This is a genomic window from Abditibacteriota bacterium (genome assembly GCA_017552965.1).
Lineage (GTDB): Bacteria > Armatimonadota > UBA5829 > UBA5829 > UBA5829 > RGIG7931.
Map to the genome: position 1 here is coordinate 17,899 of JAFZNQ010000115.1, position 24,334 is coordinate 42,232.

Consider the following 24,334-nt stretch of genomic DNA (forward strand, 5'->3'; position numbering starts at 1 on the left):
AAGTCAAGCCGCGCCCTCGGGGGACGCGGCTTGTCTTTTGCGCTTGCGCAGGCTATGCCTCGCTGAAGGAGTCCTTCCCCAGACCGCACAGAGGGCATACCCAGTCCTCAGGCAGGTCTTCGAAGGCCGTTCCGGGCTCTATGCCGTTGTCGGGATCGCCGACCTCGGGGTCATACTCATAGCCGCAGGCGTCGCATACGAATTTGGTCATCGCTTTTCTCCTTTCTTGATATTTATTCAGCATCAGCAGTCTTGACGGAACTCTGTGATCTCTCTTTCGGGCTCTCTGTCCCGCAGGTCATATATTTCCCCGGATCCCGCAAAGGTGATCTTGTATCGCCGGTCTCACGCAAACAGATTGCGCATCAATTCCTCAAAGTTGCCCCGGCTGCCGCCGCACAGGGGACAGTGGTCGGGCACCTTTTTGTAGTCGTCCACGTAGCCGCATCTGACGCATCTCCACAGCACCGGGCTGTTCTTTTTGAACAGGGTGCCGGTGGCCAGCATGTTTTCCAGCACGTCAAAGCGCTTCTGGTGATACAGCTCCGCCGCCCCCAGAGAGTCCAGGGCGTCCGCAATGTCCGTCAGCCCTTCCTGACGGGCCACCTTGCTGAAATTGGCATATTCCACGCAGTGCTTGTATTTCTCTTCCCTCAGGGCGGCGTTCAGGTTGGCCCGGGTATCGCTTACTCCGGAAGGCATGGCGCAGCTCAGACTGATCTCTCCGGACTTGTCGCAGCCTGCCAGACGATACAGCACCTCTGTATGCACCCTCTCCTGGGCCGCCGTCTCCCGGAACACGTCGGCTATGCGCCACAAGCCCTCCTCCGCCGCTTTGTCGGCATAGAGGGAATAGAGATTGGCGGATATGGACTCGCCGGCAATGGCCGTGAGCAGGTTCCGATAGGTCTGTGTGTTACAAAGCTCCATACTGCCTCCTTGGTGTTGCATATAATATACGAGAGCCGGGGCGAAAAGGTTGCGGAGGCGGGGTCATTCCGCCCTTTTTTCTATCCGGTTTTTGCCCCAGGCCAGAGGGAAGAGAGCCAATCCGCTGACGGTCAGCAACCCGGCGGACACTGCAAACAGATATTTGATATGCACGCCGTGTTTCTCCGCCATGTTCAGCAGGAACACAGCCACGAAGACCCCCACCAGGCACCTGAGGCCGCCGGCAAAGGCGTGGATCGCCTGATACTCAGCTTCCTTGCCCTTCTCGCTGATCTCCAGCTTCACGTTGAAAAAGCCTATCTCGTTGCAGGAGATGATGAATCCGTAGGCTCCCTGAGCCAGGATCACGTATATCCAGCTGTCGGCGACAAAATATAACAGGGGCCACAAAAGGGCCGCGAATATGTGCAGGACAAAGGCCCTGGAGGCGGAGGCCCTGTCTATATATCTCCCCCACACGTAAAAGCCCAGGGTCCACATGACGAACTGGACTATGGCCACCACTGACATATTGGCTTTGGTAACGTGCAGGACGTCCACCTGCATGATGGGGGTGACTATGTTCAGTATCTGTGTGGAAAAGCTGTAGAAGGGCATCACCAGTATGAGCCTCAGGTTCCGGGGGCTTGATTTGAGAGTCATGAAGGCTCCCTTCAGGTGCTTCAGCATGTTCGGCGCTGCCTGCGCCGCGGCGGAGTCTTCGGTCTTCATCCTGAGGAACAGGGCGGCGGCTCCCGCGGTCATGAGCCCCGCTATCACGAAGCTCACCCGCCAGAAATCCGGCCTTTTCATAAAGAGGCCGCTGATACCGGACCCGGCTATGGTGCTCAGGGCTCCGGCGATACGGACGCAGCCCATGAGCCTGCCCCTGTATTCTATGGGATATATCTTCTGGATGAGCAGGGAATACTGGGGCGAAAAGGTGGATATCATGAGATTCATGAGGAACACTGTCCCGCAGTAGGTCATGCCGGCCTGACTGGCGGCGGCCACCACTATGAGCAGGCGGGCCAGGATGTTGGACCAGGCGTACCAGTACTTTTCCCTGCCGCTTTTCACAAAGCCGCCGGAAAAGAGGGCTATCATGCTGCCCGTGTAGCCCCCCGAGGTCAAAAGCCCCAGCAGGAACCCGTTGGCCACGAATTCGTCTCTGGCCAGCATGGCGTAATAGGGCGTAAAAAAGCCCAGTCCTATACCGGTCAGGATAGTAGCCAGGATGTCCACCTGAAAATTGTGGCGGACCTCCCGGGGCACGCTGTGGGCCCATACAGATATGAATTTTCTCTTGATATACGATAGCATACACACAATAAGGGCTGCAGCCTGAGCCGCAGCCCTCTTTGAGGCGACAGTTTATTTGGAGCTGAGGCTCTTCAGCTGTGTCACGGTCTCCATAGCGGCGTTCATCCCCATGGACAAGCCGCTGGTCTCGTCGGCAATGTTTACCGTGAGAGCGCACTTCATGGCTTCGTCCTGAAGGACGCCCTTGGTAAGGTTGATGTCAGTGACGGCCTTTTCCACAGTGATACGGGCAGTGCCGTTCATACCGGCCATCAGATCTCCCTGCATCACGGAGGAAGAGCTTCCGAAGAGTCTGACGGCTTCTTCGAGACTCACGTCTATGGTCCCGGAGCAGACTACCTTGGCTACCCGGTCGCCGTTGATCTCGGCCACCGTTTCCAGTACGTAGAGCAGGTCGCAGGTAAAGGGGTTCTTGTCACTCTTTACACAGGTGAACTTCCAGCCCTCGCCCACCTTCACGGGCTTTTCGGGATAGCCGCTCTGGTTCAGGATCTGGCTCAGAGTGGCGCCTGCCAGCTGATTCTTCTCTTTGGTAAAATCGGTCTTCTTGCCGTCTACCTCCATCTCGATCAGCTTTACGGTCTTGCCTCTGGGGCTCTCCAGGCTCTTGATATAGGACCTGAAGGGCTGGGTGCCCTCGCCCGCCGACATGACGGAAGAGGTGCACACGGTGCCGAAGCCGGACTTGTCCTTGGCCACGCAGGTCTGCTTTATCTGGCCGGTCATTTTGACGGCCTGCTGGGGCATGGGCATGCTCATGCCGTTGATGGTAATGTCTCCCACCAGGAGAGAAGTCTCGGTGTCGTATTCCGCGGTCTGTCCCACATTAAAGATCAGCTTCAGGTCCGCCTCCTGAGGCGCATCCTGAGCCAGGAGGCAGCAGGAGGCCAGGCAGACGAGAAGGACTGCTGTTAGTTTTTTCATAGTAGTTTACCTTGCTTTGGTTATTCAACTCTGGCTGACGAAAGATTTTTCCTGATCGGCTTCCAGATAGGCGTTGATGGTCATACCGTTGGAAGGATCGGTGATGGTCATATTCACCACGGAATCCAGCTCCAGCTTTCTCACTACGCCCTTGGTGACCGAAAAGACCACGTCTATGTCGGTGAAGTTGATCTGGGCAGTCCCGGTGTAGCGCTTGGAGATGAGATCGGCAGGGATGACCTTCCGGAAGAAGCGGACTGCGCTGACCACGTCCACCACAGCGTTTGCCTGGCCGTGGATATAAGCAAGGATCTCGCCGTCGCGCTCCTTGACCTGGGTGATGGCGAACTCGGACTTGATGTAGCCGTTGTTGTCCAGCTGGATGGTCTCGGGATACCACTTCTCACCGATCTGGACCTCGTCCTTGGGCAGCACGAGAATGGCGGATGCCATATCCAGATAGCTGACGAACACGGGATACTTGCTCTTGTTGGTGCCGTCATAGTCCTTGACGGTCCCTTGGATGCTGGTCTGGACCACGCTCTTGTATTCGTTGCGGGGGGAGAATATGGCCACCTGATAATCGCCGGAGGTCTTCAGCGGCTGGTGTCTGTCATTGATCTCCACCTTCTTGAATTCCACGAAGCTCTTGAGCTTGGCGTTGCCGTACTTGTCCACAGAGAGAGGCTTTTCGTAGATCAGGGATTCGGCCTCCAGCTCGTAGGGCTGGTCCAGCAGGCTCCGGTTGTAAGCGGTGGCAGACTTCAGCTTGAAATCGTCCTCCGCCTTGTAGGTATAGCGGACGCCGGACTTGAGGTCCATCTTCAGCTTGTAGCCGTCGGCAGCGAAGCAGGCGGCGGCAGCCAGCATGACCATAAGAGTAAATGCTATAACTTTCAACTTCATAATGAGATTCCTCCGTAATATATTACATTTTATTGTATCACAAGTATTTGCTGCAAGTCAACAGGATTTCGTCAATATTTTTATTTTTGCAGGGCATTTATCGCAGCCTCCAGCTCCTGCAGCTCCCTGCCATAGCCGGCCCAGTCGCCCTTTTGCTGGGCGGATTTGGCTTTGGAGAGAGCCTCGGCGGCCTTTTTGATGAGAGAATCCCTGTCCTCCTTTACGGCGGCAGGCTTGAGGGCGGCGGGCTTCGGCGCGGGACCTGAGCTCTCTATCTCACCTCCCACCAGCTTTGACAGAGCGCCGCTCAAGCTCTCGTCCATGATGATCCGGTCGCCCAGAGCCACGATGACTCTCTTCAGCTCCGGTATCTTGGTGTTGTTGGACTCCAGATAGAGGGGCAGCACGTAGAGCACGGAATTCTCCACGGGAATGACCAGCAGATTGCCGGCGTTGACGTTGGAGCCCTGCTGGCTCCACAGGGTGATCTGGGGCGATATCACGTCGTCCTGCTTGATCTTGGCGGCTATCTGCTCCGGGCCGTACACGTTCTTGTCCTTTGGGAAGTTGTAGAGGAGGATACTGCCGTAGCTGTCCCCGTCGCATTCGGCGCCGATCCAGGCGCACATATTCTTTCTCCCGGCCCGGGTAAAGGTGGTCATCAGGATAAACTCCTCCGAGGTGCTCTCGGGGAACTTCATGATGGTGTAATAGGGCGCCTGCTTGTAATCGCCTTCCGTGTTGCCGCTGATCTCCGCCACGTTGGGGATATCCCACAGGTCGCTCTTGTTGTAAAAGATGGTGGGATCCGTCATGTGGTAGGTCTTATAGACGTCGGTCTGGATCTTGAACACGGACTCGGAGTAGCGTATATGGCAGGCCAGCTCCTCCGGCATCTCCGTATAGTCCCGGAAGACGCCGGGGTAGATCTTGCGGTAGCTGCGCATGATGGGGTCGTCCACCGGCTTGTCGATGGTGTAGGCCGTGACCTCGCCGGAATGGGCGTTGACCACTATCTTGAAGGAATTGCGCACATAGTTGATGGTGTCGTATTCCGTCAGCTTGGTCCTTTCGGAATAGGGATAGTATTCGCTGGTGGTAAAGCCGTCCAGCATCCAGAACAGGTCTCCGCCGGCGGTCACCAGATAGGGATCGCTGTCAAACACCATGAAGGGGAACAGGGTCTCTATGCGCTGGGCCACGTTTCTGTGAAACAGTATCTGCGAACGGTTGTTGATATCCGTGTTGAGCAGTATATTGATGTCGCCGAACCTCAGGGCAAAGAGCAGGCGCCTGAACCAGTTGCCTATGAGGACTCCGTCCTTGCCGTCATAATGGTTGGTGACGGTCTCGCTGCCCTTGGGATAGTCGAACTCCTTGCTTTTGGTGTCCACGAATATCTCGTGGTTGGTCTGCTCTCCCACGTATATGCCCATGTTGCCTATGGGCACGTCTATATTTTCCTTGGGAGGGATGTCATACACGAAGAATTTGGGCATGCCCTCTCTGGATATCTCGTTGACCGGGCTCATGACGTAGCCGTAGCCGTGAGTGTATTGCAGACGGGTGTTCACCCAGGTCCGGGAGTTTTCGGGCAGGCGGGACTGGTCCATCTCTCTGGCGGACAGCCACACCTGTCTGTATTTCAGCTTGCCCGTATTTTTGTCCTTGAGCCAGTATCTGTCCACGTCCACGTCGCCGAAGGAGTAGTACTGCTGTATGGTCTGGATCTGGGAATAGGATTCCAGCAGCTGGGCCGAATCCCAGAGACGGATGTTCTCGATGGTGCCCTGATTGGCGCTGACCTGCTCCGCAGACAGCACGTCCTCGGCGGGGAACTCCCTGACCTTGATGTCGTTCAGGGCGTAGGCGTCCCTGGTGGCCTTGATGGCGTAGGCTATGTAGGGCTTTTCCTTTTCCAGCTGGTTGGGCTTGACAAAGAGCACCTGCACTGCGTTGGGTATGAGAGTAGTAAAGAGCAGGTTGCCCGCCACCATGATCCCCAGAGCGTAGAGCACCGGCTTCCAGGTCCGGGAGCCTCTGCCAATGAAGGTGATGACGCAGGCCGCCACGCAGACAGCCAGCATGATCCACAGACAGGGGATGCCCACCTTCACGGCGGTATAGGAGGCGCCGGTGAATATGGAGCTGTCCTTGCTCTTGAACAGCAGCTCATACATGGCGATGATATAGCCGTAGGACCTGAACAGGAAGCCCAGAGCCACCAGAGTCAGCAGATGCTTTTTGGCAAAGGGACGGAACTCCAGATTGCCGTCCAGAAAGCTGATGGCGGACAGGGAATAATAGAACACCGCCGTCAGAATGGCCGAAAAGGCCAGGCTCCCGAAGAGCCAGCCGTAGAGATATTTGACAAAGGGGAAGGTAAAGACGTAAAAGCTGATATCCCTGTGAAACACCGGGTCTGTCTGGCCGAAGGGCGTCGGATGCATAAAGAAGAGAAAGTCATTCCAGTGCACCGTGGCCTGCAGACCTATAACCACGGAGATAATGATGCTCACCACAAAGATAAAGAGGCCCGTAGCCCTTCTCAGGAGCCGCCCTATCTTGCCCAGAGTAGGCATGTCGGCAAAGGCAGAGTCCCGGACGGGAGTGTATTTCTTCGCTATCCAGAGATTCGCGTATATGATCAGGAAAAACACCAGGCCGCTGGCCACTCCCAGCTCTATCTTGGAGGACAGCATCCGGGTAAACACGGACTGATACTCCAGAGACCTGAACCACAGCCAGTCGGTATAAAGGCCTATGAGGGACCCGCCGCACACCAGCAGGATCACCAAAACTATAATAAGGGGTTTGAGGATCTTCATATACACTCCACTGTCATAGTCACTGTTCGGCTCGCAGCCGTATCTATTTTAGCACATTGAACATGTTTTTCAAATATTCGTCGCAGGCCCTGATCTCGGGCATGCCTGCCTTCAGGGCATCGTGAAACTCCTTTTGGTGATTCTCGATCCTCAGGTGCAGCAGCTCGTGAAGCACCACCGATTCTATCACCTGCACGGGAGCCTGGGCCAGAGCGGCGTTGAAGCCCAGGGAACGGCTCTTCAGATTGCACTTGCCCCAGCAACTCACCCACGACCCTACCTTCCAGCCGCCTTCGGCCCGGATGCCCAGGGCCTGCTCCCACCGGGGGACCAGTTCCTCCAGCAGCTCCGACAGGCGGCAGGCATACCAAGAGCAGAAAAAGTCCTTCTTTTCCCGCTGGGACCAGCCGGCCGGACATTTGATATGGATGGTCCCGTCCTCCACGGCGGCCTCCCACACGTAGTCGCTGGGGCTGTAATGCTGAACGTAATTTTTGCCCAGATAGGGCAGAGGCTTGCCCTCGGCAAAGAACTCTCCGCCGGGGCCCAGCTGTTTTTTGAGGGCTGCCGAGTGCTTGTCGAGAAGCCTCTCCAGCTCCTCACGGGAGACTGCAAGGGGCGCAGACATGACCACACACCCGTCCTGCACTCTGATATACACGCACTTGATGGGCTTTCTGATGACCACTGCCGTGAGGCCGGCAGCCGTGACGGTCTCACTCATCCCCGTCCGCCAGATTCAGATAGTATTCCCTGTCATAGGCGGGCAGAGGGCCCTCCGGGAAAAAGCTGTCCTGCTCCGTGTCGTCAAAGAGCAGGCCCTTCCGGGAGCTGCTCTTCACCACCTTCAGGGGCAAAAGGGTCCGGAGATAGTTGTCCGAACGCTGCACCAGACTGGTGCGGCCGTCCATGACCCACAGGGTGATCTTCAGGGACTCGTCGATGGAGTCGTCCTTCAGCCTTCCGTAGAGCACGTTCAGCTCCAGCAGCCTGAAGACGGCCCTGGAATACTTGTCCGACATGCCGAGCCCCACAGTCCTGCGGTATTCCAGGCTCACCAGGTCATAGAGCTCCCGCCGCATATCCTCCGGCTTTTCCGTGTAGAGGTGCAGGGAGGACAGGGCCTCAAAGACCAGCCGCTTGTAATAATACACTGACCTGCGGCTGTTGCGGCTCTTCAGCTTCAGCATGCCGTCAAAGAGCCCCCTTCTCTCAAACACGTAGTTTCTGTAGAGCCTGTAGCAGGTCTCCAGCTTCAGGTCCAGCAGCCTTTTGCAGAGCTCCGCGTCCTCAAAAATGACGTAGGTCAGGTCTATGGGGATACAGGAGCCCCGGAGCCTGCCGGCGTCGGGAACGTCGGAAAAGACCCGGGCTCCTCCGGGCATGGCCACAGGCGCAAATGATGATTCGGACATACCTGCTCACTCTCCCAACAGTTTTTTCACGGTGTCCTTCAGGACGCCGGTCACGGTCTCGGCTACGCCCTCCATGACCTTGTCCGGCACGGACGCGTCCTCTGTCTTCTCCTCGGGCACCCGGCCCAGCTGGGCCTTGGCCAGGGATATATCCTCCAGAGCTTTGTCCTTGTCCCCTGCAGCCAGGCTCCTTTCTGCTCTTTCGAGCAGGGCGCCCGCTTTCATGACGCTGACGTTGTCGGGGGACGCCATGGACTTCTCCAGTCGGCCGATACGGGCGCTCATGTCGGAGAGCTGTCTGCGGTTTTCCATATTCTGGGACACCAGAAACACGCACAATATAAGGCAGGCTACGGATACAAGTTTCATTTTACTTCATAGGTACCGTCCGGCCGGGCGGTGATATCACAGATCTTGCCGTTGAAGCGCACTCCCTTCAGGGTCACGCTCTTCCATTCCTCCGGCACACAGGGCTTGACCGTGTGCCTGATCTCCGGGGTATAGTAGTCCATATCCAGCCCCGCAAAGCCCCACAGGACTGCCGAGGCGCTGTTGGCCGCTCCCGTAAGGAAGCACCAGGTCTTGTAGGTGGCGGACTTCTTTTCGTTGAAATAGTTGAAGGGGCCTCTCATATAGGGCCTGTAGCTATTGCGGAACAGCTCCAGAGCCCCGGCGGCGTCCCCCTTCAGGCGGGCGACTATGACCGAGTGGACCGAGGAAGCCATGGCGGGCCCGTTCTTTTCTGTCTTGCCCATATAAAAATCGCAGGTGGCCTCCGCCTGTTTGTCAAACAGGGCGGCGCCTGCAAAGGCGTCCTTCAGGTCCTGATACTTCCAGGGATACCAGAGCAGCTCCGGATCGGCCTGCTTGATGATGCCCCCCTCATAGTCCCGGTAAATGGTCAGCTTGGAGCCGTCGGACAGGAGCTCCAGCCCCTCCGCCACCTGCTTCCATTCCGCAGGAGCGGGCTTGCCCACCAGCTCCGACGCCATGCCGGCTATATACAGCACGGCCTGAGCGGTGGCGTTGGTATAGGCCGAATCGTCCACCAGCCCGGCGTTTTCGTCGGGAGGACACACGCGCTCTATGTGGTATTTGCCGTCGCCGCCCTTTCGGGCAAAAGCGGCCCAGAAGTTGGCCGAAGTCCGGATGGTCTCATAGCATTCCGCCAGAAAGGCCTTGTCGCCGGTGGCCTTGTAATACTGCCACATGGCAAACACTATATCGCTGGTGATATGCCTTTCGTCCCGGGTGGGCACGTCCCCCGGGGTGACCTCGGAGCCGGAAGCGGCGCTCTCCCAGGCAAAGGCGGCGCAGCCGGGCCTGCCCGTATATTTCTGCCCCAGAGCCAAAGCGGCCGGCAGGGTGTTGATGCGGTAGCGGAGGACCTCCCTGACGTATTCGGGATACTGCCATATCAGAGCGGGCACCATCCACAGCTCCGTGTCCCAGAACACGTGTCCGCCGAAGGCGTCGGAGGACAGGCCCGTGGGCGGGATCCCGAAGTCCTTGCCGCAGCTCTGGAGCAGATAGAACATATTGCTGTGGACTGCCTGCTGGGCTTCCGGGTCGCCCTCTATGACGATATCCCTTTCCCACAGCCGGGCCCAGGCGGCCTTGTGGCTGTCTATTATCTCAGGCACCGAGCCGAAGGGATCCCCTCCGTCGGAGCCGGGCACTCTGATCAGGGCGCTGTAGCAAGCCTTTTCCGTGCGTTTTTTGACCAGCTGCAGACTGCAGGAAAACTCGTCTCCCGCCTCAAAGGGCGCGTTCGTCCACTGGGCCGTGGGCAGATCGACGTCCCCCTTGCCTACCGGGGCCTTGATGGTCAGGGTCCCGTCGGAGGAGGGAGTGATCTCCAGCTCTATGGCGCACATGGCCCGGGCGGGCTCGGTCCTGGGCACGTACACGGCAGATCTGATCTCTGCCTTCATATTCGAGGACTTCCACTCGCCCTCGGTGATGAGGCAGGCGTTCTTCATATCCAGGGTCTGTCTGAAGCCCTTGCCTGTCTGCCGGAGCTCCTCCCCTTTTTCGTCATAAAAACGCAGGTCGGCCGTCTGAGGCAGATTCTGTATCTTTTCGCTGCCGTCGTTACGGGTATAGCAGGCGTAGCACCTGCTCTCGGCGGGGCTGCCGTCCTGCTTTCTGCCAAAGCCCGTGGAATACAGGCGGACGCCGTAAAAGCCGTTGGCCAGATAGGTGCCGGCTTCCTCTCCCTCGGGCAGCCTGTCGCTGACCAGCAGCCAGGGGTCCTGCTGCTCCTTCGCCGCAGTGTTTTTCCACAAGCCGTCTCCGTCGCCTGCGGGCCGGCCGGTGCGGGAGCAGCCGGCTGCAAGGCAGATGCACAAGAGAGCCGCAGCCACAATACTAATACTTACGCGCCACATAGAATATCCTGTCACTCCTTTTGTTTGTCCTGTTCAGGGTGTATGCGTCAAAGGCTTCTTCGAAGCTGAGCCCAGCATCCTCCAGCATACAGACTATCTCCTTTTGCCTGTAGCCCTTCTGCACGTGACACTCTTTGACCACGGACACCTTTCCGGTCTCGTCCCTGACCTCAAAGGTCATATCCACCCTGCAGATGCGGGTCCTGGGGTCCCATTTGGGCTCCCAAATATAGTGAGGCCAGCCCTCCAGGTCGGCCTGTCTGAAAAAGCCCATGGAAAGAGCGTAGATGGTGTTCATATCAAATATGAAGCAGCCTCCCGGCTCCAGATGCTTTTCCACGCACCGGAAGGCCATCCTGAGACGCTCCTTGTCGGTGATATAGTTGAGACTGTCAAAGAGGCTCACGGCGCAGTCAAAACGCCTGCCCAGATCAAACTCGGCGGCGTCCGCGCAGTGAAACTCCAGCCCTGGATACTTGTCCCTGGCGCAGTCTATCATCCCTTGGGATATATCCAGCCCCACGGCCTCCATGCCCAGGTCTGCGAACTCCCGGGTCATGGTGCCGGTGCCGCAGGCCACGTCCAGTATGCTGCCGGGGCGTATGCCGTAGCGGTCGAAGAGGCTCCGGATATACTCGGTCCAGTAGGAATAAGGGACCGAGCGCATGAGAGCGTCGTAAAAAACGGGCAGCTCCCTGTATTCTCTGTCCCCGCTCATCCCTCGTCTCCCCCCTTCCGGGGCTTGATATACATAGCGTCGCCGAAGCTGAAGAATCTGTATCTCATATCCACGGCTTCCCTGTAGGCCGACAGTATGTTTTCCCGACCCGCCAGAGCGCTCACCAGCAAAAGGAGGGTGGACCTGGGGATGTGAAAATTGGTGATGAGGCCGTCCACGATCCTGAATTCAAAGCCGGGCCTGATAAAGAGCCGGCTCTCTGCCTCCTGAGCCCTGAGCCTTCTCCTGCCCTCCGCCGCGCTTTCCAGCGCCCGGACGGAGGTAGTGCCCACGGCGATGATACGCCCCCGGGCTTCCGCCACCTGCCGGGCCAGCTCTTCCGTGACTATATACCTTTCGGCGTGCATGATGTGGTCGTCTATGTTGTCGCACCGGATGGGACGGAAGGTGCCTATGCCCACGTGAAGCGTCACCCGGCCCGTTTCCACGCCCATAGCTTTCACCCGCTCTATCAGCTCCTCCGTAAAATGCAGACCTGCGGTGGGAGCGGCAGCGGAGCCCTCGGCCCTGGCATACACGGTCTGATATCTCTCATAATCCTCCAGCTGCCGGTGGATGTAGGGAGGCAGGGGCACCAGGCCCCGGGCCCGGATAACCGGGTCCGCGTCAGTGTCCGACAAAAACCTTATGAGCCTTTCGCCTGTCTCATAGCGGGAGATCAGCCTCACGGACAGACCGCAGTCCAGCTCCACCACCGTGCCGTCCGGCAGTCTCCTGCCGGGGCTCACCAGAGCCTTGTAGGTATTGAAGTCCGTCTTTTCCGTGAGCAGGCATTCCACCTGCCCTCCCGTGGCCTTGCGTCCGAAGAGGCGATAGGCGCTGACCCGGGTGTCGTTGAAGATCAGCAGATCCCCCGGGAGGAGATAATCGCATATGTCAAAAAAATGCCTGTGCTCCGTGGCCCCCGTGTCCGGGTCCAGCACCAGGAGCCGGGAGTGGTCCCTCCGGTCAATGGGCTCCTGGGCTATCAGCTCTTCGGGTAGAGAATAGTCAAAGTCGCTGAGCTGCATCGGGTGTCCTTAGATGGCGAAGCAGCGGCGGAACAGAGCCGCCTCTCTCATGAGCTGAGACCGGTCGGGCTCCATGAGCCGCTCCAGGCTGAAGCCGGAGATGGTGTGGGCCGCCACCACCGTGCCTATGAGCATGGCCTGCTTGATATCTCCAAAGGTCACCCTGCTTTTGGGAGCCAGATATCCCATAAAGGAGCCGGCAAAGGAGTCCCCGGCGCCGGTGGGATCCACCACGTCATAATCCAGGGGCACGCAGGGTATCAGGAATACGTCCCCGTCCCGGGAAAAGCCCGCCGCGCCGTATTTGCCCAGCTTGATGATGACTGCCTCCGGACCGTATTCCAGGAGCCTCTGCCCCGAGGGGATCAGAGAGCGCTCGCCGGTGAACATGGAGGCCTCTTTTTCGTTGATGAATATGACGGACACCTTGCCGAACACCTCCCGGAGCAGCTCCGGGGCCCCTTCTATCCAGAAGTTCATGGTATCGCAGGCGGTAAATTTCAACCCGGGATTGTCTCCCAGCACCTGCAGCTGCAGGGCGGGATCCAGATTGCCCAGCAGGGCGGACTCCGCCGACTTGTATTCGTCCGGCAGCCGGGGGTCAAAGTCGCTGAACACGTTGAGACGGGTGTCGAGGGTCACGGCTTCATTGGTGTCGGCCTCGTAGGAGCCGGACCAGCTGAAGGTCTCCCCGGAGCCCGTCACCAGCCCGGTGATATCCACTCCGCAGCCTGTGAGCAGGCCCCTGTATTCGTCGGGAAAATCCATGCCGGCTATGGACACTATGCCCGGCCGGCAGAACTTGGCGGCCGCCACAGAGGCGTACACCGCAGCCCCGCCCAGGACCCGGTCTCTTTGCTCGTCCCGGGTCTTCACGGTATCGAAGGCCAGAGAGCCTGTGATGATCAAATCGGTCTTTTGCATATATCTACCTTTCAGTATTCTTGAGGGATCTCTTCTGTTCCAGCACCTTCAGGAAGAAGCCCGGCAGCCGGCCCAGCTTGTAGCTCTTTTTGGGAGCCTGGAAAAAGCGGTACAGCCATTCCAGATACAGCTTTTGCAGGAACACAGGCGCCCGCTTCACGTTGCCGCTCAGCACGTCGAAGGTGCCGCCAATGCCTATGCCCACCGACGCGCCGGTGGAGGGCAGGAAGTCCCTGATCCAGAATTCCTGCTTGGGGATGCCCAGGGCCACCAGCACCACGTCGGCGCCGGAGTCTCTGATCTCCTCTGCCAGGCTTTGGCTGTCGCCCGGGTCGAAATACCCGTCGTGTCTGCCTGCCACCAGCATATCGGGATACTTGGCCTGCATGTTCTTCACTGCCCCGCTGTTGGCCTTTTCGGAGGCTCCGAGAAAATAGATACGCAGGTTTTCCCTGCCGGATATGCGGCAGAGGCTCTCGGCTATCACGCAGCCGGAAGCCTTGTTTTTGAGGGGGGTCCCCGCTATTTTGGAGGCCAGCAGCACTCCGGAGGAATCGGGAGTGACCAGATCTGCAGACAGCATAAGCCGGCGGAAATCCTCGTCTTTCGAGGCCATATCCACCATGTACGCATCGGCAGTCACGATCTGATGGGGCCCCTTTTCCCTGCACCAGACCGTCACCCGGTCCAGCACGTCGTCAAGGGAAACGTCATCCACGTAAATATCCAGCAGTTTGACACGTTCCATCTTATACCCTCGCCTTTTTGTAGTTCAGCTTCACCGTAGGCGCCTTGTGAAACAGGGACTCGGTGGGAGTCCTGCGGGCCAGCGAGGATGCGCTGGGCATCCTGAACTCGTCCCCGTAGAGCTTCCCGAGAGCAAAGGCCAGGCTGCCGCAGAGAGAAGCGCAGGGGTCGGCCCCCAGGTAGTCGCAGTCGCCCTTTTCCGCCCGCTCCGTCCACAGGGCCATTATGCTCTCCGCCGTGGTCCTGTCCCCCAGCAAAGCGCTGTTGATCAGAGTGTTCACGTCGTTTTTGATGGTGTTGGCCCGCTCGGGCTGCCGCTTGCTGATGAACGAATAGGTGTTCACGAACACGGGATCGTCCTTTTGGCAGAAGCCCCAGAAGGGCAGCCTCAGGAGACTGAGAGTCGGGTCGTCGTCGAACACGTAGCCCCCGTCGGCGTCCACGGCCCAGGCAAACTGGGGCCCCTCCGGCCCCTCAAACACGAAGCTCTTCATGATAGAGACCTTCAGCGAGTCGGCCACGTTCATGGCCTCCTTGCTGCGGTCTATGTCCCTTATCCTGTTGTAGAGCAAGCTGATGTCCGTCAGTATCTTCCAGGCCAGCACGTTCTGGACGCACAGATAGGGATACTGGGAATACTCTCCGGACACGTCATACAGGGTCTCCATGATATAGTCAGTCCCGTGATACTGGGTGCCCAGTATATCCTGCACGTAGCTGATGTGGTCCTGTATCTCGTTGAGAAACAGGATGGACAGGTCGTTGGTGGTCTCCACGTAGTCCTGCAGCGCCCTGATGGGAGCGCAGATGCTGTCCAGCTTCATGCCCGGCTCCAGCACCTTGCCGCTGATGGTCCGGGACAGGACGCCCACGTTTTCAGCCTGGGTGCCGAAGGCGTACTGTATGTGCTTTCTCGCCTGGCTCTGACTGATCTGCTTGACTCCGAACACGGATCTCAGCATCGAATCGTCGTCAGTGTATATGCCGCACCGGGAGCTTTTGGAATCCCGGGCGGACACGATGGCCATCTCCTCCGTGTCCAGAGTGACTCCCTGACAGTAGAAAAAGTTGTAAAAGGAGTTCTCGTTCACCAGCCGCTTGACCTCGGGATCGCCGTCATACCGGATGATATGCCGGTCCAGCCATTTGTTCAGATTCTCCTCCAGCCGGTCCGTCCCCTGATACATGAGCTCCCGGGCCGCGGACATGGCGGAGATATCCTTTTTCCCCAGACCTGCGTAGAGGGGCAGCACGGCGGTCTCTCCCGGAGCCAGCTCCAGATCCACGCTCATCTCGTAGCAATAATCCAGAGTATCCCTGGGGTCGCCGGACATCTGCATATTGCACACGGACACGTCCGAGGGATAGCCGCTGCCGTTGATGAGGCACATGGCGAAGAGAGTGTCCTCCCGCTCGCCCCTGATGAGCACCGTATCCTTTTCCCTGGAGGGTATGGTGATGACCCTGTCGCACTTGAGGCGGGTAAGGGTCTTGCTGGTGAGCAGTATGTCCTTGAAGGCGCCTCTGAAGCCGCAGACGGGACTTACGGGCTCGTCGGACTCATTGGTCACCTCCAGACGGCAGATAAAGCCCTTGCGGGTGATGGGAGTGATGAGCCTCAGAGACGCGGAGACGCCCCGGCCGGCATAATCAAAGACCGGTATCCAGTATCTTTCCATGCGGAAGGAGGCCCTCCCGGTCAGCTCTTCGTCATCCACGGTGACAAAGGGAGCGATGAGAGGCATGTCCTCCCTGCCCACCAGGTCCACGTTGGCGTTGTAGCCCATATCCAAAAAGCTGACGCAGCCCACCTCCCCCCTGAGAGTGTTGCGGGGAAGGGCTATATATTCGCTGGCGGTAGCGCAGTAATTCCAGTTGTAACCGGTTCTGGAATGGATAACAGCCATCAGAGCACCTCTATCTCAGACTTCTTATCACCATGCCCGACAGGAGCTTAGGATAAAAATAGGTGGCCTTCTGGGGCATCTTCTCCCCGGCGGCGGCTATGTCCAGGATGGTCTTCACGGGTATCTCGTTGCAGATAAAGGCCAGCTGGGCCTTGCCGGAGGAGACCAGCTCAAAGGCTTCGTCGGCGCTCCTGGTGTATATGACGTTGGTGTGCATAGCGAGCTTTTGCCTGTCTATGCCCAGCAGCCTGTCCAGTATGCACTCATGCAGAAGAGTCAGCTCCAGCTCCCGGGTATATACGGAGGCCTCTATGTCCGGAGCCGTGTCAGGATGCTTCCGGAGGACGAAGGCGCCTTCCGGCATCACCAGTCCCAGATGCCTGCCCTCCATGGCTCTCAGCAGGTCTTCCCTGTCCACGGGCACCGGAGTGAACTGCTCCTTCAGGGCCTCCGGCAGAGACTCTGCCGTCCGGGGGTCGATGCCGTACACCACCCGGTGGGTGGGCAGCACCGTCAGGTCCTTTTCGTACACGTTGACCAGAGTCATCATCACGTATTCAGAGGCCCGGGTAGCAGCGCCCCGCTCCCGGAGCATATCCCTGTGCTTCAGAGCGGTCTCATATCTGTGATGGCCGTCGGCGATGGCTATCTGCCTGTCCGCCATAAAGCCGGAGATCAGGGCGATCATGTCCGGGTCGGAGATCTCCCACACGTTGTGGCCGTTGCCGTCTATATCATGGGCGGCAATATCGGGAGCCCGGCCGCAGCAGTCCCGTATCACGGCTCCCAGCACGTCCCCGGGATCCGAATACAGGCCGTATACCGAGTCCAGATTGCAGCGGGTGCACTCTATGGTCTTTTCCAGAGCGCCCTTGGGCCTGGAAAGGGTGTTCTCGTGAGGCAGTATGACGTTTTCGCTGTAGTCGCACAGCTTCACGGCGCCTATGAACCCGTTGACCACGCAGGGGCTGCCGTTCCTTGAGAAGGTTTGCTGATACATATAAAACACGGGGGCCGGGGCTTCCTGCAGGATCCCCTTCTCCAGCCAGTCGTCTATACAGGCTCCCGCTCTGGTAAAACGATTGTCCGTATCTGTGTCTCCGGGATACTCGTCGCCCAGTATCAGCCGGACGAAGTTGCTCTCGTGCCGGGCCTTGTATATCTCCCGTTCCTCCGGACTTATCACGTCATACGGAGCGCTCACCACCAGATCCGGGTCTATAGCCCTGTTGTAGGTGATACCTCTGAAGGGTAAAACTTCCGCCATTATCAGCTCCCCAAAAATATAAATTATCCAAATATATTGTAGCACAAAAGGCCCCCGCCGGGCAAGTGCGGACCGGCTGTGAGAGAGGCCCGGCAGCCCCGCTCCGCAGGGAGCAGGGGCCAAAAGAAAGGGCAGGAGCGGCACGCCGCTTCTGCCCGTCGATCCGATCAGGTCACGCCATGATAGTCAGACGGAGAAAGTTGCTCTTGCCGTCGTTCTCATAGGATATGTCGTCCGTCATCTGCTTGATGAGATAGATGCCCAGACCGCCTATCTCCTTTTCCTCTGCGGGAGCCCACAGCTCGGGAGTGGGAGACTTCAGGGGATTGTAGGGAATGCCCTCGTCCCTGATCTCCACAAAAAAGGCGTTGCCGTCTATCCTGACGGTGATCTCCACGGGACCGGTGGTCACGGGGAAATTGTGTATGTAGGCGTAGTTGCACACGTTGACAATGGCTTCCTCGATGCCCAGCCGCAGCTGATTGGCCTTTTCGGCGGGGAAGGAATTGGCCGCAAAGGTGTCCATGATGTAGTCGATCATATCATCTGCCGAGGCGTCGGCAGTGTTGAACAGCTTGTTGTATTCTTGCATGACGGCGCTCCTTATTCGTCCTTGATCAGATCGTCCAGGCCCGACATCTCAAAAATATCATAGATCTCCTTTTTGGTGTTTATGATATTGAAGCGCTCGGTGCCCACGGTCTTGGCGGTAAAGATGCACATACGCAGGAACGAGGATGCGATATAATCCACGTCCGACATTTCAAAGACCACGTTGCCGGTAGTATTCTCTATATGCTCTTTGAGATCGGCGTCGATCTCGTTGCAGGCAGCGGTATTGAGCAGACCGCTGAAGGTACATATCAGGGTGCCTTCCGATTCGGTGAATTTAACCATGTGAGTAACTCCGAAAAATTTCTATCCAATTATATTATATGGGTTTTCGCCCCTTTTTTCAACAGTTTGTTTTTTACTTACGGTTTTTTTCTCTCCTCTCCGGCTTGCATACAGAGGCCAAAAAGTGCTAACATATAAATAAGGGCCCAGCGCCCTTTGGCGTATCGCCGGAAAGAAAATACAAAAAGAAGATCCCTATGATTATCGATTATGACGTTATCGTTCTCGGCTCGGGCATAGCCGGGCTCAGCTTCGCCCTGAGGGTATCCGAGTTTGCCAGCGTGGCAGTGATCACCAAAAAGAGCGACTCCACATCCAACACCAACAACGCCCAGGGAGGCATCGCCGCCGTGATGGCTGCCAGCGACACCTTCGAAGCCCATATCAGGGACACTCTCACCGCCGGAGCCGGCCTGTGCGACGAGGCTGCCGTCACGGTCCTCGTCACCGAGGGCCCCGAGCGCATCAGGGAGCTGATGGAGCTGGGAGTCAACTTCACCAAGAGCAGCACGGCGGACCCGGATAACCCGCTCAATCTGGATCTGGGCAGAGAGGGCGGCCACAGCGCCAGGCGCATAGTCCACGCCGCGGACCTTACGGGCAGAGAAGTGGAGCGGGCCCTGGTCCGCAGAGTGAAGGCCAACCACAACATCCACGTATTTGAGCACCATCAGGCCACGGAGCTGCTCACGGACAAGGAGGGCAGCGACACAGTGGTCTGCGGCTGCCGGGTGCTGGACACAGAGACGGGAGACATAGACACCTTCCGCTCCAGGATAGTCATGCTGTCCACCGGAGGCCTGTGCCAGACCTACAAGCACACCACCAACCCCTCCATCGCCACCGGCGACGGAGTGGCCATGGCCTACGATGCCGGCGCCGTCATCGCCAATCTGGAATTCATCCAGTTTCACCCCACCAGCCTCTTCCATCCGGAGGCCAATTCCTTCCTCATCTCCGAGGCGGTGCGGGGCGAAGGAGGCATCCTGAGGCTCCCCGACGGGACCCGGTTCATGCCCATGTATCACGAGCTCAAGGAGCTGGCCCCGAGAGACATAGTAGCCCGGGCCATCCACCACGAGCTGATGACCAAGGAGCTGGACTGCGTGTATCTGGACATCACCCACAGGGATCCGGAATTCGTGAAGAATCATTTTCCCTTCATATACAAGAACTGTCTGGCCTACGGCATAGACATCACCCGCCAGCCCATCCCCACGGTGCCTGCGGCCCATTATTCCTGCGGCGGAGTCAGGACGGACCTCAACGCCCAGACCAGCATCAGGAACATGTACGCCTGCGGCGAGGTCTCCTGCACGGGAGTCCACGGAGCCAACAGGCTGGCCTCCAACTCTCTGCTGGAGGCGGTGGTGTTTTCCAAGCGGGCCGCCGACCACGCCAGGGGCATCATAGGAGACATAGAGCTCCGCAAGGTGGAGGACCTGGGGGACGGCGCAGCCGGCAAACGGTCCCACACCGACGAGATAGACCTGGTGAAGAAGGGCATCAAAAACACCATGTGGAAATACGTGGGCATAGTCAGGACCAACGAATGGCTGGAAAAAGCCCTGTCCTCCCTCAAGCGGTTTGAGGACGAATACCTGTCCATCAAAGAGGACAGCCGGGTCACCTCGCAGCTGGTGGAGCTGGCCAGCATGGTGACCTGCGCCAGGCTCATCACCCAAAGCGCTCTGGAGAGAAAGGAATCCAGAGGACTGAATTACAATCTGGACTACCCCGACCGGGACGACCGGCACATCAGGGATACCGTCATCCAAAAGGAAATACGATGAAGTTTTTAAAGAATATTCTGGGCAAGGTCGGCGACCTGCTGACGGGCCACAGGCCCATAGACGAGGAGTTTTTCAACGAGCTGGAAGAGAGCATGCTGCAGGCTGACCTGTCCGTCCGGACCGTGGAATCGGTGATAGAGGAGCTGAGGAGCGAAGCGAGACGCAGGAGACTGGAGCACTCTGACCAGCTGAAGGAGCTGATCATAGAGCAGATATCCGGCATCCTCTCCCGGAGCGACGACGTGCCTCTGAAAATGCCCTCCCAAAAGCCCACCGTCTATATGCTGGTAGGCGTCAACGGAGTAGGCAAGACCACCTCCATCGCCAAGCTGGCCCGTTTTCTGAAGGACAAGGGCAACAAGGTCGTCATAGCCGCCGCCGACACCTTCCGGGCAGCCGCCGTGGAGCAGCTGGGCATATGGGCCGACAGAGTGGGAGTGGATATGGTCAGGCATCAGCAGGGCTCCGACCCCGGCGCCGTGGTGTATGACTCCATAGAGTCTGCCAGGGCCAAGAACGCCGACGCAGTGATCATCGACACTGCCGGCAGGCTCCACAACAAGAGCGGGCTCATGGAGGAGCTGGGCAAGATAGGACGCATAGTGGAAAAGAGTCTGGGACGGCCCTGCGACGAAGTGCTGCTGGTCCTGGACGCCACCACCGGCCAGAACGCCATCAGCCAGGCCCGGGAGTTTTCCGCAGCGGTGCCCGTGTCTGGCATCATCCTCACCAAGATGGACGGCACCGCAAAGGGCGGAGTGGCCGTCACCGTGAGAGAAGAGCTGAACATCCCAGTGAAGCTGCTCACCTCCGGCGAGAGCGCCACGGAGATAGAGCCCTTCAACAGTCTGGACTACGCCAGGTCCCTCTTTGACTGAATGCGGCGTATCCTGTTTGCGGGAGACCCCTTCCCTCCCCGAAGGCTCCTGCTGGTCACAGTATATTATATCCTCGGTATCCTTGCCGGGGATGTTTGTTCTTTCGGAGTCTGTCTTCTGCTGGCCCTTATACCTCTGGCTGCGGGAGCCCGGGTCCGCAGCTCCTTTGTGTGCCTGCTGGCCCTGTGCTTCGCGGCAGGCTCCGGCATCTACACCCTCCACAGGCTCCTGCCCCCGGACCACATAGCCAATATCACCTCCCCGGTCACTGCAGTATCCGGCACCGTGGTGAGCGTCCCCGAGTTTTCCTGCTATGAAGGGCAGCTGATGCGCGTCACCTCCGCCGAGACCCCTGCGGGCCCCGTGCCGGCCCGGGGCTGCGTGCTCCTCTATGCCAAAAGGTCCCTGCCTTACGGCGCCTGCCTCACTGTCAGGGACGCTCCCCGCTTTATCACCGGCGAGGCTGCCTTCGGCATGGACGCAGGCAGGTATTATGCCCGGAAAAACGTGTATATGTCCGTATTCTCCCGTCCCGGGAATACGCTGCTTACCGGCATGTCCTCTTCCTTGCTCATGAGAGCGGCGGATATGACCCGCCACGCCGTCATCCGGAGCGCCCGGCTCCTGCCGAAGGAGGCCGGGGGCTTTTTGACCGGCATGCTGATGGGCAGCCGGGACTACATTTCCGACGAGCTCTACCGGGCCTGCATCGGCTGCGGCATCATCCATCTGCTGGCGGCCTCCGGCTTTCACTGCGGACTGGTGGCTCTGGCCGTGGGTCTCTGTCTGGGGCCCATCCCCGACCACCGGGTCAAAAGCCTCTGCGTCATACTCTGTCTGTGGTTCTACGTGCTGCTCACCGGCTGCGCTCCCGGGGCTGTCCGGGGCGCCCTGTGCGTCACTCTGTTTCTTGCGGGCTCCCTGCTGGGGAGAGGCTGCACCAAGCCCTCCTACACCCTGCTTCTGAGCGCCCTTGTGATACTCTGCGTAAGTCCCTCCCAGCTCTTCGACGTGGGCTTCAGGCTGTCCTACGTGTGCGCCGCCGCCCTGCTGGTCATTGCGCCCTATCTGTCCATGCCTGTACGCAGCGCCCGGCGCCGGGGCAGACTGGGAGCCGGAGCCGCTCACGCAGGGCTGCTCCTGGCGGCCTCTGCCGCCGTGGCTCTGGCGGTGCTGCCCTTTCAGATATATTATTTCAACTACGTCTCCCTCGCGGGCTTCCTGCTGGGAATCCCTCTCTGCGCCGTGATCACCTGCTATTTTTACATGGGCGTCATCGCCATGCTGTGCTCAGCCATACCTCTCACGGGGCAGGCGGCGGCATGGGTGGCGGGTCCTGCGGGAGACTTCACCGTCTGGCTCATCAGGCAGGCGGGAGACGCCTCCCGGCTGTGGACGGTGGGAGTCCTGCCTCCGGCTGCAGTCATAGTCTGGTATCTGTGCGCGGCTCTGGTGATACTGCTCCTGTGGAGAAGGTTCGGTGAAAGGAGGTCCGAAGATGTATAAGCGGCTGCTGGCAGTATTGTGCCTGCTGTGGGTCCCCGCCCTCCTCTGGGCGCGGCCCTGCTTCAGGCTCACGGTGCTGAACGTGGGACAGGGCCTGTCGGCGGTGGCCGAAAGCCCGGACGGCAAGGTGCTGGTCTTTGACTGCGGCTCCGAGTCCGGCGGCTTTGAGTCCAAAAACGGCAACAGGACCGCCAGATATCTGAGGCAGAGAGGCAGGAGAAGGATAGACCTGCTGATATTGTCCCATCCGGATGCGGACCATTCCTCCGGCATCGTGGAGCTGGCCCGGGAATTCACCATAGGGAGCTTTTTGTCTCCCGACGTCCCGGGGCCCGCCATGACAGACGTCAGAAAGGAGCTCCGCAGGCGCCATACGCCCTGCGGGACCCTCCGGGCGGGACAAAGCTTCAGGCTGGGAAAGGAAGTGGTCTGCCGGGCCGTGGCCGGAGGCGCCTCCACGGAGACCAACAGCGGTTCGGCGGCGGTGCTGCTCTCTGTGGGAGACACAGGGTTTCTGCTCACGGCAGATATGGGTAAAAGAGAAGAGTATGCCATGTGCTCCCGTTTCGGGAGCGCTCTCAGGGCCGACGTGCTGCTGGCGCCCCATCACGGCTCCGCCGGGTCCTGCTCCGAGACCCTGCTGCGGACGGTCCGTCCGAAGCTGCTGGTGATATCCTGCGGAGCGGACAACAAATACGGACACCCGGCCCCCGAGACTCTGAAAAGAGCGTCGGAGCTGAGGGTGCCATGGCTGGTGACCTGTCAAAAAGGGGATATCATCCTGATCTCAGACGGCAAGCGCGCGGGGCTGCTGCGGCAGGATGAGGAGCAGCTGCGCCGTTTTCTGAAGCGTCCTCATGCCGCCTATCTGCCGCCCAGCAGCCTGCCGAACAATCCCTCGTTCCCCTCCTCGTCGGAGTCCTTCTTCCACATGCTGCCTATGGCGCTGCCCAAGGCGGGCAAGGCTTTCTCGGTGATGGTCTTGAGTATGTTCTGGCTGTCCTTGTAGGCCCCCAGGTCGGTGAAGGTGTCCACGGCGGTCTTGAGGTCGCCGGACACGATGGCGTTCTTGGCCTGCTTGTATTTGGCTTCCTTGAGCAGGGTCTTGCTGTCCATATAGTCCTCTATGGAACCAAAGAGCTGTATGGCCGTGTTGTAGTCTTCCCGCTCCAGGGCCTGTTTGGCCAGCTGGTAGGTCACCTGGCACTCCTTGATCTCGGCCTTGGCCCTCAGGACCTCGCTGTCCTTGTAGCGGGGTATCTGCTTAAAGAGCTCCTGCGCCTTGTTGTATTCCCCTGCGTTGAAGGCTGTCATACCCTGTCGGTAGACGCCCTGCAATATGGAGTTGCAGAATATGAGGGTAAAGGCTGTCAGCACTACAGCCACAGCGGCCCCCTGGGCCAGTCCCGCGCCGAACTTGCGGAGCTGGGGGCTCCTCATGTGCAGGATCTTCACGTACATGCCCAGGTGGATGAGCAGGAAATAGAGTATGGCGAACACCGCGGTGAAGACCACTGCGTGATCCAGGAAGAGGGCCCGGGTCTTGATGACGGCGTAGGCCAGGGCCAGTATCAGGGCGGCGGCTCCCGCCCTCAGGTACAGGTGTTCCTTGCGTTCCAGGCAGGAGGGGACCGGGCACCCCAGCCTGTAGTTCCACACGAACACCGAGACCTTCTTGCCGCACTCGGGGCAGACTATCTGACTGTCGTTGTAGTCGGAGAAGTATTTCAGGGCGCCTCTGAAGCCCTTTTCCCGAGGAGGGAGAGGCTCCGGGGCCTGGGCTTCCGTCTCTTCGATGGGGTCGCAGCCCCTGTATTCGCTGCAGGAGCTGTCGGTGCAGCCAAAGCGTTCAAAGCACCCCTTGTGATACTTCTTCTGGCAGGCGGGACAATAATAAAAGTCCGGGTCGCCCTTGACAAATCTGTTGCCGCATATGGAACACTTGCTCAT

The 24,334-nt window shown here is 58.8% G+C and carries 22 protein-coding genes; 4 read left to right on the forward strand and 18 right to left on the reverse strand.

The window, feature by feature from the left end; translation table 11 throughout:
* Positions 1-52: 52 nt before the first annotated feature.
* From IK083_09410 to IK083_09495, 18 genes are all read right to left on the reverse strand, one after another.
* Complete coding sequence (locus tag IK083_09410) at positions 53-211, reverse strand: rubredoxin (GenBank protein MBR4749769.1); 159 nt, start codon at positions 209-211, stop codon at positions 53-55.
* A gap of 134 nt (positions 212-345) precedes the next feature.
* A complete protein-coding gene (locus IK083_09415) occupies positions 346-930 on the reverse strand; it encodes a rubrerythrin family protein (protein ID MBR4749770.1) in 585 nt (194 codons plus the stop codon).
* A 63-nt stretch (positions 931-993) separates the two neighbouring features.
* The gene (locus tag IK083_09420) at positions 994-2,253 is read right to left on the reverse strand and encodes an MFS transporter (protein ID MBR4749771.1); all 1,260 of its coding nucleotides are present in this window, start codon (positions 2,251-2,253) and stop codon (positions 994-996) included.
* 51 nt (positions 2,254-2,304) lie between these two features.
* Positions 2,305-3,177, reverse strand: coding sequence for a hypothetical protein (locus IK083_09425; protein ID MBR4749772.1), 873 nt, complete (start codon positions 3,175-3,177; stop codon positions 2,305-2,307).
* Between the two features lie 24 nt (positions 3,178-3,201).
* Complete coding sequence (locus IK083_09430) at positions 3,202-4,083, reverse strand: hypothetical protein (protein MBR4749773.1); 882 nt, start codon at positions 4,081-4,083, stop codon at positions 3,202-3,204.
* Between the two features lie 80 nt (positions 4,084-4,163).
* Positions 4,164-6,911, reverse strand: coding sequence for a UPF0182 family protein (locus IK083_09435; protein ID MBR4749774.1), 2,748 nt, complete (start codon positions 6,909-6,911; stop codon positions 4,164-4,166).
* A 43-nt stretch (positions 6,912-6,954) separates the two neighbouring features.
* Entirely contained in the window at positions 6,955-7,635 is a 681-nt protein-coding gene (locus tag IK083_09440; GenBank protein MBR4749775.1) for a DUF45 domain-containing protein, read from the reverse strand.
* Entirely contained in the window at positions 7,628-8,326 is a 699-nt protein-coding gene (locus tag IK083_09445; protein ID MBR4749776.1) for a hypothetical protein, read from the reverse strand. Before IK083_09445 ends, IK083_09440 begins: the two co-directional genes overlap by 8 nt.
* A 6-nt stretch (positions 8,327-8,332) precedes the next feature.
* Positions 8,333-8,695: a hypothetical protein gene (locus IK083_09450; GenBank protein MBR4749777.1), complete on the reverse strand. Its 363-nt coding sequence runs from the start codon at positions 8,693-8,695 to the stop codon at positions 8,333-8,335.
* Positions 8,692-10,716: a glycoside hydrolase family 65 protein gene (locus tag IK083_09455; protein MBR4749778.1), complete on the reverse strand. Its 2,025-nt coding sequence runs from the start codon at positions 10,714-10,716 to the stop codon at positions 8,692-8,694. The genes IK083_09450 and IK083_09455 overlap by 4 nt, the downstream gene beginning before the upstream one ends.
* Entirely contained in the window at positions 10,697-11,434 is a 738-nt protein-coding gene (locus IK083_09460) for a class I SAM-dependent methyltransferase (GenBank protein MBR4749779.1), read from the reverse strand. Before IK083_09460 ends, IK083_09455 begins: the two co-directional genes overlap by 20 nt.
* A complete protein-coding gene (queA, locus tag IK083_09465; protein MBR4749780.1) occupies positions 11,431-12,465 on the reverse strand; it encodes a tRNA preQ1(34) S-adenosylmethionine ribosyltransferase-isomerase QueA in 1,035 nt (344 codons plus the stop codon). The genes IK083_09460 and queA overlap by 4 nt, the downstream gene beginning before the upstream one ends.
* Positions 12,466-12,474: 9 nt before the next feature.
* Complete coding sequence (locus tag IK083_09470; GenBank protein MBR4749781.1) at positions 12,475-13,389, reverse strand: sugar kinase; 915 nt, start codon at positions 13,387-13,389, stop codon at positions 12,475-12,477.
* A 4-nt stretch (positions 13,390-13,393) separates the two neighbouring features.
* The gene (locus IK083_09475) at positions 13,394-14,137 is read right to left on the reverse strand and encodes a WecB/TagA/CpsF family glycosyltransferase (protein ID MBR4749782.1); all 744 of its coding nucleotides are present in this window, start codon (positions 14,135-14,137) and stop codon (positions 13,394-13,396) included.
* Position 14,138: 1 nt separating this feature from the next.
* Complete coding sequence (locus tag IK083_09480; protein ID MBR4749783.1) at positions 14,139-16,043, reverse strand: glycoside hydrolase family 125 protein; 1,905 nt, start codon at positions 16,041-16,043, stop codon at positions 14,139-14,141.
* Between the two features lie 10 nt (positions 16,044-16,053).
* Entirely contained in the window at positions 16,054-17,310 is a 1,257-nt protein-coding gene (locus IK083_09485) for a DUF1015 domain-containing protein (protein MBR4749784.1), read from the reverse strand.
* A 172-nt stretch (positions 17,311-17,482) separates the two neighbouring features.
* The gene (locus IK083_09490) at positions 17,483-17,902 is read right to left on the reverse strand and encodes an ATP-binding protein (protein MBR4749785.1); all 420 of its coding nucleotides are present in this window, start codon (positions 17,900-17,902) and stop codon (positions 17,483-17,485) included.
* Positions 17,903-17,913: 11 nt separating this feature from the next.
* Positions 17,914-18,207 carry an STAS domain-containing protein gene (locus tag IK083_09495; protein MBR4749786.1) on the reverse strand — a complete coding sequence of 98 codons (294 nt, stop codon included), beginning with the start codon at positions 18,205-18,207 and terminating at the stop codon, positions 17,914-17,916.
* Positions 18,208-18,404: 197 nt separating this feature from the next.
* Between IK083_09495 and nadB the strand changes: the two genes are divergently transcribed.
* The 4 genes from nadB to IK083_09515 are packed head-to-tail and all read left to right on the forward strand — an operon-like array spanning position 18,405 to position 23,393.
* Positions 18,405-20,000, forward strand: a complete 1,596-nt coding sequence (nadB, locus tag IK083_09500) for an L-aspartate oxidase (GenBank protein MBR4749787.1) — start codon at positions 18,405-18,407, stop codon at positions 19,998-20,000.
* Positions 19,997-20,878, forward strand: a complete 882-nt coding sequence (gene ftsY, locus IK083_09505) for a signal recognition particle-docking protein FtsY (protein ID MBR4749788.1) — start codon at positions 19,997-19,999, stop codon at positions 20,876-20,878. Before nadB ends, ftsY begins: the two co-directional genes overlap by 4 nt.
* Positions 20,879-22,384 (forward strand): ComEC/Rec2 family competence protein, encoded by a 1,506-nt coding sequence (locus IK083_09510; protein MBR4749789.1) that lies wholly within the window; start codon positions 20,879-20,881, stop codon positions 22,382-22,384.
* Positions 22,377-23,393, forward strand: coding sequence for an MBL fold metallo-hydrolase (locus IK083_09515; protein MBR4749790.1), 1,017 nt, complete (start codon positions 22,377-22,379; stop codon positions 23,391-23,393). The genes IK083_09510 and IK083_09515 overlap by 8 nt, the downstream gene beginning before the upstream one ends.
* Positions 23,394-24,334: the final 941 nt, after the last annotated feature.

Excerpts from the sequence above, each read along its gene's own strand:
- IK083_09410 (MBR4749769.1), bottom strand. The coding sequence starts at position 211 with ATGACCAAATTCGTATGCGACGCCTGCGGCTATGAGTATGACCCCGAG.
- IK083_09415 (MBR4749770.1), bottom strand. The coding sequence starts at position 930 with ATGGAGCTTTGTAACACACAGACCTATCGGAACCTGCTCACGGCCATT.
- IK083_09420 (MBR4749771.1), bottom strand. The coding sequence starts at position 2,253 with ATGCTATCGTATATCAAGAGAAAATTCATATCTGTATGGGCCCACAGC.
- IK083_09425 (MBR4749772.1), bottom strand. The coding sequence starts at position 3,177 with ATGAAAAAACTAACAGCAGTCCTTCTCGTCTGCCTGGCCTCCTGCTGC.
- IK083_09430 (MBR4749773.1), bottom strand. The coding sequence starts at position 4,083 with ATGAAGTTGAAAGTTATAGCATTTACTCTTATGGTCATGCTGGCTGCC.
- IK083_09435 (MBR4749774.1), bottom strand. The coding sequence starts at position 6,911 with ATGAAGATCCTCAAACCCCTTATTATAGTTTTGGTGATCCTGCTGGTG.
- IK083_09440 (MBR4749775.1), bottom strand. The coding sequence starts at position 7,635 with ATGAGTGAGACCGTCACGGCTGCCGGCCTCACGGCAGTGGTCATCAGA.
- IK083_09445 (MBR4749776.1), bottom strand. The coding sequence starts at position 8,326 with ATGTCCGAATCATCATTTGCGCCTGTGGCCATGCCCGGAGGAGCCCGG.
- IK083_09450 (MBR4749777.1), bottom strand. The coding sequence starts at position 8,695 with ATGAAACTTGTATCCGTAGCCTGCCTTATATTGTGCGTGTTTCTGGTG.
- IK083_09455 (MBR4749778.1), bottom strand. The coding sequence starts at position 10,716 with ATGTGGCGCGTAAGTATTAGTATTGTGGCTGCGGCTCTCTTGTGCATC.
- IK083_09460 (MBR4749779.1), bottom strand. The coding sequence starts at position 11,434 with ATGAGCGGGGACAGAGAATACAGGGAGCTGCCCGTTTTTTACGACGCT.
- queA (MBR4749780.1), bottom strand. The coding sequence starts at position 12,465 with ATGCAGCTCAGCGACTTTGACTATTCTCTACCCGAAGAGCTGATAGCC.
- IK083_09470 (MBR4749781.1), bottom strand. The coding sequence starts at position 13,389 with ATGCAAAAGACCGATTTGATCATCACAGGCTCTCTGGCCTTCGATACC.
- IK083_09475 (MBR4749782.1), bottom strand. The coding sequence starts at position 14,137 with ATGGAACGTGTCAAACTGCTGGATATTTACGTGGATGACGTTTCCCTT.
- IK083_09480 (MBR4749783.1), bottom strand. The coding sequence starts at position 16,043 with ATGGCTGTTATCCATTCCAGAACCGGTTACAACTGGAATTACTGCGCT.
- IK083_09485 (MBR4749784.1), bottom strand. The coding sequence starts at position 17,310 with ATGGCGGAAGTTTTACCCTTCAGAGGTATCACCTACAACAGGGCTATA.
- IK083_09490 (MBR4749785.1), bottom strand. The coding sequence starts at position 17,902 with ATGCAAGAATACAACAAGCTGTTCAACACTGCCGACGCCTCGGCAGAT.
- IK083_09495 (MBR4749786.1), bottom strand. The coding sequence starts at position 18,207 with ATGGTTAAATTCACCGAATCGGAAGGCACCCTGATATGTACCTTCAGC.
- nadB (MBR4749787.1), top strand. The coding sequence starts at position 18,405 with ATGATTATCGATTATGACGTTATCGTTCTCGGCTCGGGCATAGCCGGG.
- ftsY (MBR4749788.1), top strand. The coding sequence starts at position 19,997 with ATGAAGTTTTTAAAGAATATTCTGGGCAAGGTCGGCGACCTGCTGACG.
- IK083_09510 (MBR4749789.1), top strand. The coding sequence starts at position 20,879 with ATGCGGCGTATCCTGTTTGCGGGAGACCCCTTCCCTCCCCGAAGGCTC.
- IK083_09515 (MBR4749790.1), top strand. The coding sequence starts at position 22,377 with ATGTATAAGCGGCTGCTGGCAGTATTGTGCCTGCTGTGGGTCCCCGCC.